General features: G+C 46.4%; 13 protein-coding genes. 3 read left to right on the top strand and 10 right to left on the bottom strand.

The annotated features are described in order from the left end of the window. Positions 1–10 precede the first annotated feature (10 nt). From eepC to proG, 9 genes are all read right to left on the bottom strand, one after another. Positions 11–904: a gamma-D-glutamyl-L-lysine dipeptidyl-peptidase gene (eepC, locus tag G4P54_RS06855; RefSeq protein WP_167872185.1), complete on the bottom strand. Its 894-nt coding sequence runs from the start codon at positions 902–904 to the stop codon at positions 11–13. Beyond that, complete coding sequence (gene ykfB, locus G4P54_RS06850) at positions 901–2,001, bottom strand: L-Ala-D/L-Glu epimerase (protein WP_167872184.1); 1,101 nt, start codon at positions 1,999–2,001, stop codon at positions 901–903. The genes eepC and ykfB overlap by 4 nt, the downstream gene beginning before the upstream one ends. After that, entirely contained in the window at positions 1,998–2,957 is a 960-nt protein-coding gene (locus G4P54_RS06845; protein ID WP_167872183.1) for a S66 peptidase family protein, read from the bottom strand. The genes ykfB and G4P54_RS06845 overlap by 4 nt, the downstream gene beginning before the upstream one ends. Positions 2,958–3,044: 87 nt before the next feature. Then, on the bottom strand, positions 3,045–4,694 hold the full coding sequence (dppE, locus tag G4P54_RS06840; RefSeq protein WP_167873842.1) for a dipeptide ABC transporter substrate-binding protein DppE: 1,650 nt from the start codon (positions 4,692–4,694) through the stop codon (positions 3,045–3,047). A gap of 2 nt (positions 4,695–4,696) precedes the next feature. Then, positions 4,697–5,704: a dipeptide ABC transporter ATP-binding subunit DppD gene (gene dppD, locus G4P54_RS06835; RefSeq protein ID WP_167872182.1), complete on the bottom strand. Its 1,008-nt coding sequence runs from the start codon at positions 5,702–5,704 to the stop codon at positions 4,697–4,699. Positions 5,705–5,708: 4 nt separating this feature from the next. Next, positions 5,709–6,671 (bottom strand): dipeptide ABC transporter permease DppC, encoded by a 963-nt coding sequence (dppC, locus tag G4P54_RS06830; protein WP_167872181.1) that lies wholly within the window; start codon positions 6,669–6,671, stop codon positions 5,709–5,711. A 5-nt stretch (positions 6,672–6,676) separates the two neighbouring features. Next, positions 6,677–7,603, bottom strand: coding sequence for a dipeptide ABC transporter permease DppB (dppB, locus tag G4P54_RS06825; RefSeq protein ID WP_167872180.1), 927 nt, complete (start codon positions 7,601–7,603; stop codon positions 6,677–6,679). A gap of 16 nt (positions 7,604–7,619) precedes the next feature. Continuing rightward, positions 7,620–8,444: a D-aminopeptidase DppA gene (gene dppA, locus G4P54_RS06820; protein ID WP_167872179.1), complete on the bottom strand. Its 825-nt coding sequence runs from the start codon at positions 8,442–8,444 to the stop codon at positions 7,620–7,622. Positions 8,445–8,571: 127 nt separating this feature from the next. Continuing rightward, on the bottom strand, positions 8,572–9,390 hold the full coding sequence (gene proG / locus G4P54_RS06815; RefSeq protein WP_167872178.1) for a pyrroline-5-carboxylate reductase ProG: 819 nt from the start codon (positions 9,388–9,390) through the stop codon (positions 8,572–8,574). Positions 9,391–9,557: 167 nt separating this feature from the next. Between proG and htrA the strand changes: the two genes are divergently transcribed. Next, positions 9,558–10,910 (top strand): serine protease HtrA, encoded by a 1,353-nt coding sequence (htrA, locus tag G4P54_RS06810; protein ID WP_167873841.1) that lies wholly within the window; start codon positions 9,558–9,560, stop codon positions 10,908–10,910. A 371-nt stretch (positions 10,911–11,281) separates the two neighbouring features. Here the strand turns inward: htrA and G4P54_RS06805 are convergent, their stop codons facing one another. Then, positions 11,282–12,232: a ring-cleaving dioxygenase gene (locus G4P54_RS06805; protein WP_024716362.1), complete on the bottom strand. Its 951-nt coding sequence runs from the start codon at positions 12,230–12,232 to the stop codon at positions 11,282–11,284. Between the two features lie 388 nt (positions 12,233–12,620). Between G4P54_RS06805 and steT the strand changes: the two genes are divergently transcribed. Together steT and G4P54_RS06795 are read left to right on the top strand one after the other, a co-directional pair. Then, complete coding sequence (gene steT / locus G4P54_RS06800) at positions 12,621–13,937, top strand: serine/threonine exchanger (RefSeq protein WP_024716363.1); 1,317 nt, start codon at positions 12,621–12,623, stop codon at positions 13,935–13,937. Positions 13,938–14,214: 277 nt separating this feature from the next. Beyond that, the gene (locus G4P54_RS06795) at positions 14,215–14,832 is read left to right on the top strand and encodes a DUF47 domain-containing protein (protein ID WP_024716364.1); all 618 of its coding nucleotides are present in this window, start codon (positions 14,215–14,217) and stop codon (positions 14,830–14,832) included.

Here is a 14,832-nt window from a genome sequence, read left to right as displayed (position 1 = left end):
CTCTCCCTCCTTATTCTGAAAAACAGCGGCGAACCGCGCATAGTTCTTTTTCATAAATTGTCTCTTTTAATGTAAGGATTTCGATTGATTTTCCCGTCTTTGGAGAATGAAGCATTTTTCCGTCGCCGACGTACAGACCGACGTGATGGACCGCTCCTTTTCCTTCCTCATAAGCAAAAAACAGCAGATCACCGGCTTTCATATTATCAAGCGGGACCTTCTCCCCCGCCTTTGCCTGATCTCCCGCATCACGGGGAATGCTGTATCCATTGGCCTTAAATATACTGTACATAAACCCGGAGCAATCAAATCCAAACCCGCTGATCCCCCCCCATAGGTAAGGAAGCCCGAGAAAAAACGCTCCGGTTTGAATGATGTCTTCGGAGGTTCCTTTCTGTTCGCGGACAGGCACTGCATCAGTCCGCTTCACAAACCTTTCTCCAAAAACGGTTGAAACCTTAACATATCCGTTTTCTTCTGCCATGAAGGGGAGGGCCGTCAAAAAGCTCAATTCGATCTCCTTTTCTCCCTGACTATTGTACAAAAAGGCAGCAGGTTTGCTGATCATGACATCGTTGTTTTGTATAGGGATGGGACTTGTTTTTTTCAGCTGGTTCTTTTTCATCCAGCCCGGATATCCGCGTGGATCCTTTCGGGATGGCTGACTTGGCACAACTACAGACACCCATTCGTCCTGTTCTCCCGTCACCAGCACCTTTTCGCCAAAGAGAACCTGAGTTTGAATGACATTGTCTGTACATAATCCAAGCCGTTCATGATACGTCATGCGCTCCAGCCAATCTCTGATCGATACGGTCGGACGGAGCATCGCTTGATCTAATGGGCGCGGTGAATCAGGCGCCGTCCAGATGTTGGCCACTGCTGATATGACAGTGTGCATCATTGCTCTATTTCCCCTTTCAAAAGTGCGGCACCGATGATTCCGAGGCCTGGTCTGTCAGGCATCGCAATCGTGCTGCCGCTGTATGTGATGCCGCCTTTGATGACATCTGTTTTCAGCATCAGCGGCGCGTCAAAATCAAAGCGTGTAATGTTTCTTTTGCTTGCCGCGAAATGGGCCGCGGCCGTAATGCCCAGCTTCGTTTCGATCATGCTGCCGACCATGCACTCCACCCCGCACGCCTCAGCCATGGCGTTGATTTTCTCTGCTCCGCTGATGCCGCCAGCTTTCATCAATTTAATATTGATCAAGTCAGCGCTCCTGGTTTGAAGAACGTCGAACGCCTGCCGCGGCGTAAAAACACTTTCATCGGCCATAATCGGCGTGTCTGTCGCATCCGTCACCTTTTTAAGCCCGGCGAGATCATCTTTATGGACAGGCTGCTCGACAAGCTCAATGCCAAAACCTGCATCCTCCATTTTCCGAATGGCTGTTATCGCTTCCTTCGGCGTCCAGCCCTGATTGGCGTCCAAACGCAATTTCACGGCTCGGCCGACTCGTTTTCTGATTTCCTGAATACGGGCGATATCTGTTTCGATATCATCTTTTCCAACCTTTATTTTCAGCGTTTGAAACCCTTGATTGAGATAAGCCTCCGCATCCGCCGCCATCTCTTCAGGTGAGTTGACACTGACGGTATAATCCGTTTCAAGCGTATCGCGGTATCCGCCCAGCATTTGATAAAGCGGCAGGCCGCACATTTGCGCAAACCCGTCGTATACCGCCATTTCCACAGCTGCCTTCGCGCTCTGGTTTCCGGTAAGGAGATGCTGGATGTCGTGCAGAAGGGCTTCACAGCCTGACAGGCTTTTTCCAAGCAGCGCCGGTTTCAGAACATTGTGGATGGCGCTTTCAATGCTGTCCATGCTGTCTCCTGTGATGACTACTGTCGGAGGTGCTTCTCCCCACCCGATTGCGCCGCTGTCATAAGTGACCCTTACAATGACCGATTCAGCCGAATACACAGTGCGAAGCGCGGTTTTAAACGGCTTTGTCAGAGGAACTGCGATTCGGCTCGTTTCGATTCGAGTCATTTTCATGTCTTCATGGCCCCTTCTGAAACGCCCGCCTCGATGACGACTGTTTTTTCTGCCGTGTTCATAACAGCCCGCGCACCGACCGGAACGGCGATACTTGGTGAACAGTGGCCGATTTTAAATCCTCTCAGAGCAGGCCTGCCCGCCGATACAATATAGTCTTTGAGCACCTGCTCAAGCGAGAGAGATTTCTCCCTCTTCACAGGGATGCAGTTATGAAAATCACAAACGAGAATTCCGGCGGCATCCGTCAGTTTCCCCGCCATTTTCAGCTGATTCAGCATCCGATCGATTTGATACGGCTCCTCGTCAATATCTTCAATAAACAGAAGCTTTCCTCTCGTATCAATTTCAAACGGCGTGCCCAGCGTAGATGTCAGTAACGAGAGATTTCCCCCGACAAGCGCCCCTTCCGCATTTCCGGGAACAAGCACGGTCAGCTCAGAGAGCTCTTCTGTATAAGTGAATGCTGTTTCTTGGAAGAGCTGCTCATACGATGCTTTTGTCATAGGGTGTACGTCATCAAGGCCAATATCTGTACTGAGCATCGGGCCATGGAAGGTGACAAGGCCAGTGTTTTGATGGATGGCAGTATGTAAAAATGTAATATCGCTGTATCCCCAGAAGATTTTCGGATGTTCGCGGATCAAACTGAAATCAATGCTGGAGGCGATACGTCCTGTCCCAAAACCCCCGCACGCGCACAGCACCGCTTTTACCTCCTCGTCTCCGAACATCTCATGGAGATCAGCCAGCCGCTCATCATCCTGTCCGGCTAAATAGCCGTGCTGGTTTTTCAGCGCCTTGCCCAGTTTTACCTGAAGACCGAGTTCTTCTAAAAATAAAAGCGCGGTTTCCAGCTTTTTTGGATCAGGGGGGCTTGCGGGCGCGATCACGCCAACTGTGTCACCCTTTTTCAATGCTTTCGGCTTGTGATTCAACTGAATCACTCCTTTCATTTGCTCTGCACCTTACGTATACGTGCAAGAAAGAGAAAAAATACCGCTCCTTCGCATAAAGAAGCAGTATTCTCTCAGTCGCCGGCATCAGTTTTTATCTGCCCATTTTAAATCGATATAGCCGACGGGATGCCTGACAATTCCTTTTACATGTTCGTTTTGCAGGTTGACCTGATTATAGAAATAAACCGGGATGATCGGCGCTTCATTGACCAGCAGCTTTTCTGCTTGATGCATAAGAGAGAAACGCGTTTTTTCATCAGCTTCATGTTTCGCCTGTTTGATCAGCTGATCGTATTCTTTATTGGCCCAGCCTGTGCGGTTCATCGAATTTCCTGTTTGAAAGGCTTCCAGAAAACTGATAGGGTCCGCATAATCGGGCAAAAATGAGCTTTGAGAGAATTGGAATTTCAGTGCTTTTTGATCCTCTAAGAACACGTTCCATTCCATATTGGCCAGCTTCACGTCGACTCCAAGGGTATTTTTCAATTTTTGCTGGATCGCCTCGGCAATCTTTTTATGTTCCGGCTTTGTGCTGTAAGTAAGCGTGATCACAGGAAGCTTATGATAGTTTTCTTCCTTCATGCCCTTTTCAAGCAGCTGCTTCGCTTTGCTTTCGTTAGGCGTGATCAGGTCTCCGCCCGCTTCACGGAAATCTTTGCCGTCAGGCTGCGTAAATCCAGGCGATACAAAGGCACGCGCCGGTTTTTCATTATTTTTCGTGACGTACTTTACAATTTCCTCTTGATCCACAGCCATCGCAAAGGCTTTTCTGATGTTTTCATTCTGAAACGGCTCCATATTGACATTAAATCTATAAAAATAGAGACCCGCCTGGTCAACAATATTGACGTTACCCTGATCGATCAGCTGATCGCTTAACTCTGCAGGGACATAAGCGGTATCCAGCTCCCCAGACTGAAACATCTGGTAATCTGTATTTCGATCACTGACCATCGCCCATTTCACCTTATCTAGTCTCACGGTATCTTTATCCCAATACGTGTCGTTTTTCTCCATTGTGATGCTGTCATCATGTTTCCATTCCGTCAGCTTAAACGGACCGTTCCCGACAAATGTATCCGCCTCAGCAAACCACTTTGGATTTTCTTTATCGATTTTTTCGTTTACCGGAAAATACGCCGGATTGGATACAACGCTGAGAAAATATTTTTGTGGCGCTTCAAGCGTTACTTCAAGGGTTCGATCATCCTTTGCCGTCACCTTCACATCGTCTTTTTTCCCTTTGCCGCTGTTATACGCTTCGCCGCCTTCAATAAAATAGCCGAGAAACGCCGATGAAGCGCCCTTTTTCGGATCAAGCATCCGTTTCCACGCGTATTCAAAATCTCCGGCTGTTACCGGATCTCCGTTTGTCCATTTCGCATTTTTCCGTATCGTAAATGTGTAGGTCTTTTTATCTTTTGATACAGACCATTTCTCAGCCATGGCCGGTTCAGGCTTATGATCTTTACCAAGACGCGTCAGCCCCTCCATGATGTTATTTAACGGCTGCCACGACACATTATTAAAACCGATCGGCGGATCGAACGAGGTCGGTTCATTTTCGTTATTTACATACAGCACCTTTTCGCCGCTTGTTTTCGCTTTATCCTTACCGCTTTCTTTTCCGGCTTGTTCGTTCGCTGTACATCCCATCAGCGCAAACGACAGGCCTAATGCAAGGCCCATTCCCCATAGCTTTTTCACTCGTTTCATCCTCTTCCCCCTTTTCATGATCAATCCTTCGCATCCCCGGACAATACCGCATGCTCGGCCCGTTGATCCTGCAGCCAGCAGTTGACAGTGTGCGTGTCAGATCTGATCGCCTGGCCCGGGTATACCCTGTCGCACACGATCATCCTGTTCGGGCAGCGGGCGGCAAACGGACAGCCTGGCGGAGGTGAAAATAAATCCGGCGGCGTTCCGTCGATCGGGATCAGCTCCGCGCCTTCCAAATCAAGCCGCGGGACAGAGTTCAGCAGCCCTTTTGTATAAGGATGCTGAGGCTGATAAAAAATATCTTTTCTCGTACCAATCTCCGCAATTTTTCCCGCATACATGACGGCGACTCTGTCAGCAACCTGGGCCACTACCCCTAAATCATGTGTAATCAGAATGACAGACACATTCGTTTTTCTCTGAATCTCTTTAAACAGCTCCAAAATCTGTGCCTGAATGGTCACGTCAAGTGCGGTAGTCGGTTCGTCTGCGATTAAGATGTCAGGCTCGCAGATCAGCGCCATCGCTATTACAATCCGCTGTCTCATGCCCCCGCTGAATTGGTGGGGATACTGCTTCAGGCGCTCTTTGGGATCGGGAATACCAACCAATGACAGCATGGAAAGCACCTCTTCCCTCGCCGCTTTTTTGCTCATGTTTTTATGGCGGAGGAGCGCTTCCCCAAGCTGGTCTCCGATAGTCAGCGTCGGGTTTAACGCCGTCATCGGGTCTTGAAAAATCATAGAAATGTCGGCTCCCCTTATGCTTCTCATTTCTTTGTCAGAGAGACGGCAAAGGTCTTTGCCTTTAAATAGAATGCTGCCGTCTGTCACCTTGGCCGAATAGGACGGAAGCAAACCCATAATGCTTTGGGAGGTCACGCTTTTACCGCAGCCGGATTCGCCGACGATCGCAAAGGTTTCTCCTTTATACAAATCAAAGCTCACCCCTCTGACCGCCTGAACCGTCCCGCCATAGGTCGTAAAAGACACGTGCAGATTTTTGACTGACAGAACTTTTTCCATACAGCTACCTCCTCAGCTTAGGGTCGAGCGCATCCTGCAATCCGTCTCCAAGCACATTAAACGCGTACATGGTCAGGGATATGAAAAAGGCCGGAAAAAACAGGCGCCACCAATGCCCAGACAAAATCGTAGGCAGACCGTCATTCGCCATCACACCCCAGCTTGCAAACGGAGCCTGTATGCCGAGGCCGAGAAAGCTCAAAAAGGATTCTGCGAATATAGCGGCAGGTACGGTTAATGTCATTTGTACGATGATCGCTCCCATTGTATTCGGCAGCAGATTTTTCCGAATGATGCGAAAGGTTTTGGCGCCAAAGGTTTTCGAGGCGAGTACATATTCATAATTTTTAATCTGGAGCACCTGGCCTCTTACAATTCTCGCCATGCCGACCCATCCAGTCACAGTCAGCGCCACAATAATGGTGCCCAGCCCCGGCCCCATCAGCACCATCAGCAATATGACAACAAGCAGGTACGGCAGCCCGTACAGCACTTCGATAATCCGCATCATGATGCTGTCAGTTCTTCCGCCTTTATAGCCGGCAACGCCTCCGTAAATGACACCGATCACAAAATCAATCAGCGCTGCCATCACGCCGACAAATAACGAAATCCTCGCTCCGTACCATGTTCGGGTAAATACATCCCGGCCGAGCTCATCGGTGCCGAACCAATGATCGGCTGAGGGCGGAAGATTTTGTTCGGTCAGCGATTGGCGCGCGACACTATGGGGGGATAAAAGAGGCCCGATCACCGCCATGACAAAAAGAAATAAAAGAATAAAAAGTCCGGCCATCGCTAATTTATTTTTCTTCAGTCTCCTCCAGGCATCCTGTGTGTATGACAAACTCGGCCGCTTGACCGAATCGGCTTCCCGATTCTTATCTTGATTTGAGACAAACCACTCATCCGGCACCTGAATGTGCTGCTCTGGCTGGCGTTCTTCCGTTTGAACAGGGAGATTCACACGCTTCACCCTTTCTTATGCAGTTTAATGCGCGGGTCTAAAAGACCGTAGGCCAAATCAACCAAAAACAGCATGACGATCAAGATGACGCTGTAAAAAACGGTCGTTCCCATAATCACGGGATAGTCCCGCTGATTAATGCTTTCAACAAAATATTTTCCCATTCCGGGAATGGCAAAGATTTTTTCAATAACAAAGCTTCCTGTTAAGATGCTGGCGACAAGTGTGCCTAAGACGGTAATCACGGGCATAAGTGCATTTCTGAGTGCGTGTTTTACAATAATGCTGAACGGAGAAAGCCCTTTTGCTTTTGCTGTGCGGATATAGTCCTGTGTCAGAACTTCAACCATGCTTGAACGTGTCAGCCTGGCAATGATCGCCATCGGCCCTACGGCAAGCGCTGCGGTCGGAAGCACCATATGAATCGGGCTCGTCCATGTGGCAGCGGGAAATAGTTTGAGATTGACGGCAAATTGCTGAATGAGCAATGTTGCCAGAATAAAATTCGGGATGGAGATGCCAAGCACAGCAAGACTCATCGCGGCGTAGTCCAAAAAACCATTGCGGCGGAGCGCCGCAATCACGCCCAGCACAAGCCCAGAGATTACAGCAATGACAATGGCCGTCATTCCCAGCTCAAAGGAAACGGGAAATCCGCGTTCCAGCATATCATTTACGCTGTCCGATGGTTTTTTAATTGAAGGTCCGAAATCGAATGTAATGATGGATTTTAGGTAGAAAATGTATTGGAAAATGAGAGGATCGTCTAAGTGGTAGTAGGCTTCGAGATTTTTTTGAACGGCTTCATTTGTGCCTCTCTCCTCGTTAAAAGGAGATCCGGGAATGACCTTCATGAGAACAAAAGTCAGGGTGGTAATCACCAAAATCGTAGCTGCCATTGCCCAAAAACGCTTTATCATGTATCGCGCCAAAGCCTAAAACACCCCTTTAGCAGAATGATGTCCGCATCGCAAGCTCCGTCATGACAAGCATCGCCTGATAGGCTTCAAGCATGTCCTTCGCCTGAAATTGAACGGTTGTGGTTTGCGGCTTTATTTCAGTTCCCGGCATCAGGTTCGCCCATTCTGCCTGACCGTAGTTGGCGAATTCAATGCTCAAAACCGGTCTGTCAGGCGGCGTAAGCGGTTTGACTTTATCTTTGTTTTGCAGGGCAAATGCGGTTTTTTCTGTCAGCAGCCGTCCGGCTTTCACAGCCGACAAGCACTTCACCGCGGATCTTGAAATGGTTTGTTTGACAGCAGCTGTCGTAACGTTCGGAATGAGCTCTTCCGCTTCCTTCGCGGCACGGTCATCTCCTGCAACCATAATGACCGGAACATCATAATAACCGGCAACATACGCATTTAACCCGAGCTCACCGACAGGCCGATCGTTTATGTAAAAATGCCGGACGCCAAAAATCATGCTGTGTGACATCACACCCGGAGTCGAGGCTCTCGCATGATACCCAAGAAACAAAGCGCCTGTAAACGTATCATCCAGTCCCTCTACCATTGAAAATGGTTTGACGTCGCCGGAAATCAAGTCTGCTTCAGGGTGAAGCTTTTCAACCATCAGATTATTCATCTTCGAATGGCTGTCATTGACCAGCACCTCGGTACACCCGCTATTAAACGCTTCAGCAATACAATAATTCGCTTCTTCAGTCATAATGAGCCGTCCGCGTTCATAATTGCGCTTGCCGGAATCCACAAAGGTATCATCCGGAAGACCCGAAATACCTTCCATATCTACTGACATGTACAGTTTCATAACGCTCCTCCTTTTTTACTAAATTACGAATATTCCAACAAATTATATTAAAAAAAGAGGAAAAATGCAACATAACTGGGGAAAATCACAATGTTCAAGTGATAAAAAAGAATCCTCTTGCAAGGATTCATGTCTGTTTCTCTGCCTGTTTTGTAAGCTGCTCATATTTTTTCAGCGTTCTTTCAAATACCTGATCAAAAACGTCCGGCACAGAGGCACGTATCACCTCAGCGCCCTCTCCGGTAATTCCGCCTTTCGTGGCGACACGTTTCAGCGTTTCTTCAAAAGACATATTCTTTTCGAGCAGGAGTTTACCAGTTCCGTATAGCGAATGAATCAGGAAATCAAAGGCTTCTTCTTTAGAGAGGCAGCTGTTTCTGACAGCAGACCGCGCCAGTTCTTCAAAAACGGCAGCTATAAATCCTGGTGCCGAGCTCGTCAAATTGCTGGCCGCATCTACATCTGATTCTTTGATTTCTCTGACACTGCTGAAAACCGATAACAACTCATTCAGACGTTCTTTTTTATCCGCTGTCAGTGCTTCACTGTGAACGACAAGTGAGATGCCTGCTTCGGCTTCGGATGTAATGGCGGGAATGACACGTGATATACCGGCTTCCGTTTCAGCCTCCAGAAGACGCAGCGGCACACCGGCGGCAATGGATACGATATGGGTATTTCTGTTCACGTACGGGTGCAGACTGCGCATCGTTTCGACGACATGAAGCGGCGGGACACATATCAAAATCAAACGGCATGTTTCCGCCCAGTTTTCGAGCGAATCAGCCGATACATGCGGATAATCTGACATCAGCGCCTGCAGCCGCTCCCCCTTCGTTCTTGTTTCAATAAAAAGCTCATTCTCTTTTATTTGCTCATGCTTCAACAGCTGCCTGGCGATCATATCAGCCATGCTGCCATATCCAATCAATCCAATCTGTTCCATCGACTCAGTCCTTTCATATACAATATGAAGTGTACCGTTTTCCGCGCTTTTTCACAATTTCCCATAATCTTTTCATTTTTATCCCACAGTTTTTGTTTATGATAAACTCAAGTCATAAACCTATCATAATAAGAAACGAGTGAAAATAGAGAAACGGAGTGAACATGATGGATAACTATCGTGACGACAACAGAACGGAAGGAAATGAGAATGAGGTCTTTTTAGCGAAAGAAAATGATCAGAGCACCTCCTACTCAGCCCGCAATGTCATTCATGACCAGGAGAAGAAGAAACGAGGGTTCGGATGGTTCAGACCGCTGCTTGGCGGAGTGATTGGCGGCAGTCTCGCCCTTGGCATTTACACGTTCACACCGCTTGGCGACCATAATGCTCAGGATACTGCAAAACAGTCATCCAGCCAGCAGCAAACGCAATCTGTCACAGCGAAAAGCACATCCTCTGAGTCTGGCAAAAGCTCATCTGCATTCAAGAACGAGGATTCTTCTAAAATCTCAGATATGGTGGAAAACCTTTCACCGGCGATTGTCGGAATTACAAACCTTCAGGCTCAGCCAAACAGCTCTTTGTTCGGCTCTGACTCATCCGGTTCAAGCTCTGATTCCGGCAAAGATGCAGAAAGCGGTTCAGGATCGGGTGTCATTTTCAAAAAAGAGAACGGCAAGGCTTACATCATTACAAATAACCACGTCGTTGAAGGAGCATCTTCACTGAAGGTATCTTTATACGACGGCACTGAGGTGACTGCAAAGCTGGTAGGCAGTGACTCGTTAACAGATTTAGCAGTCCTTCAAATCAGTGATAACCACGTAACAAAAGTGGCAAGCTTCGGCAATTCATCTGATCTCAGAACAGGCGAGACCGTCATTGCGATAGGAGACCCGCTCGGAAAAGACCTGTCCCGCACAGTAACACAAGGAATTGTAAGCGGTGTGGACAGAACGGTTTCAATGTCAACATCAGCCGGCCAAACAAGCATTAATGTGATTCAAACTGACGCAGCTATTAACCCAGGCAACAGCGGCGGCCCATTGTTAAATACAGACGGCAAAATTGTCGGCATTAACAGCATGAAAATCAGTGAAGATAATGTTGAAGGCATCGGATTCGCCATTCCAAGCAACGACGTAAAACCGATTGCTGAAGAATTGCTGTCTAAAGGACAAATTGAACGCCCGTATATCGGTGTCAGCATGCTTGATTTAGAGCAAGTGCCGCAAAACTACCAAGAAGGCACACTCGGCCTGTTTGGCAGCCAGCTGAATAAAGGCGTGTACATCCGCGAAGTTGCCCCAGGCTCCCCTGCTGAAAAGGCTGGATTGAAATCAGAGGATATTATCATCAGCTTAAAAGGCAAAGAAACCGATACAGGCAGTGAACTGCGCAATATCTTATATAAAGATGCAAAAATCGGTGATACCGTTGAAGTGAAAATTCTCAGAAACGGCAAAGAAATGACGAAAAAAATCAAACTCGATCAAAAAGAAGAGAAAACCTCGTAAGACATAAAGCCTCAGGCCGCAAAATGGCCTGAGGCTTTTTATGAAACAAAAGACCTGACTGCTGCTCTATGAAACTTTCTGTAGGGGGTATCTGGTATTCTAATCAGATGCCAAGGATCGTTTGATAAGCGCACGATATCCAGCTCACGCTTTTTCTTTTTCACGTGTTTTCACTCCTTCTTGTCTCACTTTGAAATCGTGTAACAAGCAAATATGAATAAACGATTAATAAACAAAGACAATATTTTTGTCGAAGTCATTTCATGCCAACTGACCATATATCAACGGTTTTAAGCCTTTTCTCCCCATCGGCATCTGACCCAAGATAAAAAAAGCCTTCCGGCGGCGCCGGAAGGCAAATGAATTGCAATTTATTGAATTGGTTTTAGTTTTGCTTCAATTTCAGCTCTTCGATGCTCAAGATACGGCGGAAGAGCAATCGTTTGGCCAAGCTCATCAAGATTTTCATCAACCATAAAGCCCGGTCCGTCTGTTGATAGCTCGAACAAAATGCCGTTCGGCTCTCTGAAATACAGCGCCTTGAAGTAGTAGCGCTCAACGATTCCGGAATTGCTATAGCCTTCCCGGCTGATGATCTGGTGCCACCCGGCAAGTTCTTCTTCATCTTTTACCCGAAACGCGACATGGTGAACACTTCCTTTGCCTTGGCGCTCGCGCGGAAGATCGTTTCTTTCTATTAAATGGATTTCTGTTGCCGCGCCGCCTTCTCCAGATTCCAAAATAACGGCGGTTCCTTGTCCTTCGACTGATTCACGGCTTATTTCTGTAAATCCAAGAATATTCGTCAATACGTGTAATGTTGAATCAGCGTACGGCACAGTCAGTTCAACCGGTCCTAGCCCGCGAAACGAAAATTCTTCCGGAATGCCGCTTTGTTTAACAGGCAGGCCATACCCGTTACCTTTCTCATCAGCAGTCAGCACAAGGCGCTGTCCTTCATGATCTTGGAATGCCAATATGTCGCGTCCTGCTCTTTTGGTGATGCCGCTATGCGCCACCTGATGCTCTTCAAAACGTTCTTTCCAATAATGCAGGGCTTCTGTGCTTGGAACACGTAAACCAATAGAAGAAATACTGTTTGTTCCCGCATGAAACGGCGCAATGCGCGGAATCTCAAAAAATGTAAGCTCTGTTCCCGGATTTGCCACTTCATCTCCGTAAAATAAATGATACATTGTCGGTTCATCTTGATTGACGGATTTTTTGACGAGCTTTAACCCTAATACTTTCTTATAGAAATCTAAGTTTTTTTGTGCGTCGGCCGTTAATGCTGACACGTGGTGAATGCCGTTGACTTTCATATGCTGTCCCTCCAGGTCATTTTATCTCGATTTCGAGATATCATATCATAGTTGTATATTTATTGTTCTAATAACAAGGTATTTTATTCACACGAGAAAGTCAACACATCAGCCTCACCGACGGCATGTTATTGCACCGACTTCTCATAAGGCATTCCAAACCGGCAAAAGCCCTTATATACAGATACGAACTTTATAGTGCGAAATACATTTTCTCATTCGGTTATAACCTATTTAATCAGACATTTTTGCAAATTTATCAGCTATCTAAGAATAAAATATTGAAAATCAGAAAATTTATTTTATTTCACTTTTCTAAAATAGGGTTTACAATATGAAAAAATAGATGATTCAACATGAAGCTTCAACATCATAGGAGGTTAAGGACATGCATACTGAAGACAACGGTTTGAAAAAAGAGATAGGCCTCTTGTTTGCCCTTACTCTCGTTATCGGAACGATTATTGGTTCAGGGGTTTTTATGAAGCCTGGCGCTGTGCTTGCTTATTCAGGTGATTCAAAGACAGCGCTCTTCGCCTGGCTGTTAGGCGGGATTTTAACACTGGCGGGCGGTTTGACAATCGCGGAAATCGGAACGCAGATTCCAAAAACCGGCGGGCTTTATACGTACCTGGAAGAAGTGTACGGCGAGTTTTGGGGATTTTTGTGCGGCTGGGTGCAGATTATCATTTACGGGCCGGCCATTATTGGCGCACTGGGTTTATATTTTGGATCGTTAATGGCGAATCTTTTCGGCTGGGGATCTGGACTATCTAAAGTAATCGGCATTATAGCCGTTCTCTTTTTATGTGTCATTAATATGATCGGTACAAAATACGGCGGCTTTGTCCAAACGCTGACAACGATCGGTAAGCTGATCCCGATTGCATGCATCATTATCTTTGGCCTTTGGAAAGGCGATCAGCACATCTTCACAGCTGTGAACGAAAGCATTTCGGATATGAACTTCGGCGCAGCCATTTTGGCTACATTGTTTGCATACGACGGATGGATTCTTCTGGCCGCTCTAGGCGGAGAAATGAAAAATCCCGAAAAGCTGCTGCCGCGTGCAATGACGGGCGGATTATTAATTGTAACGGCTATCTATATTTTCATTAACTTTGCATTGCTTCACGTCCTGTCTGCGAACGAAATCGTCACACTTGGCGAAAACGCAACAAGCACAGCTGCCACCATGCTGTTCGGTTCAATCGGCGGAAAGCTGATCAGTGTCGGCATTATCGTCAGTATCTTTGGGTGCTTAAATGGAAAAGTCCTTTCTTTCCCGCGTGTGTCATTTGCGATGGCGGAACGCAAACAGCTTCCATTTGCCGACAAACTGTCACACGTACACCCGACGTTCCGCACACCATGGATTGCGATTTCTTTCCAAATTGCCTTGGCTTTGATTATGATGCTGATCAGCAACCCTGATAAGCTCTCGGAAATCTCGATTTTCATGATCTACATTTTTTATGTGATGGCCTTTTTTGCGGTCTTTATCCTCCGCAAGCGAGCAAAGGGAGAAAATCGCGCCTACAGTGTTCCGCTTTACCCATTCATGCCGATTTTGGCCATCGCGGGCTCATTTTTTGTGTTAGGCAGCACACTCATTACAGATACACTGAGCTGCGGATTATCCATCCTCATCGGTCTTGCCGGACTGCCTGTTTATTACTGGATGAAAAAACGAAAAGCAAGCTGATTAAAACGGTTCCCTTGTTTAGGGAACCGTTTTTTAGTGAAACAGAAGATAAAAGTTGACAGGAAAAACACAACTTTTGATATACTTTTTACGTTAAGCAGAAAGTTTTTGCAAACTTGGGTCGTTTTTTTGAAGTGAAGTAGGCCAAAATAAGGGGACATGATTTCACGAAAAAGTCAAGACGTGTTTTTTTCGACTTTACCTGTTTTTTTTCGACAAAAGGCTATATAATAATTTGATGTGTGCATTGTCTCATTCAAACTATGGAGGGTTTTTAATGATAAGAAGAAAAAAAGATAAGTTCTCACTCCTTTTAACAGAAATTGCAAAGAACATAGACGAAACTGCAGAATATTTTGTGAATTTCAAGGTCACTAACCAAACGACGCTTAAAGAATTTGCAGATACGTTAAAGGAATATGAAACAAAAGGTGACAATCATGTTCATGTCATGATTAAAGAGCTTAACAAAGCGTTCATCACTCCTATCGAACGCGAAGATATCCTTCAGCTGACAAACAGTCTGGATGATGTACTTGACGGAATCGAACATTTCTCTGCCATGATGGAGATTTTCTCTATTACTTCATCAGACGAGCATATCGATAAATTCAGCGGATACATCAGAGAATGTGCGAAAGAAATTTTAATTGCAATTGAGCTGCTGGCAGAAAACCGCTTAAAGGACATTCAGCCTCACGCCATCAAAATTAAAGAGTATGAGCACAACTGTGACAACCTGCACAGAAAATCATTAAAGAATCTTTTCGGAAATGAAACAGATCCGATTAAAGTTATTCAATATCGTGAAATCTATGAAACGCTTGAAGAGATTGCCGACTCTTGCCAAAGTGTTGCCAATAATCTTGAAACCATCATTATGAAAAACGCGTAA

Source organism: Bacillus tequilensis (assembly GCF_012225885.1).
GTDB lineage: Bacteria > Bacillota > Bacilli > Bacillales > Bacillaceae > Bacillus > Bacillus tequilensis.
Note: the sequence above shows the minus strand (reverse complement) of the source record. Positions and strands in the feature narration are given on the sequence as shown.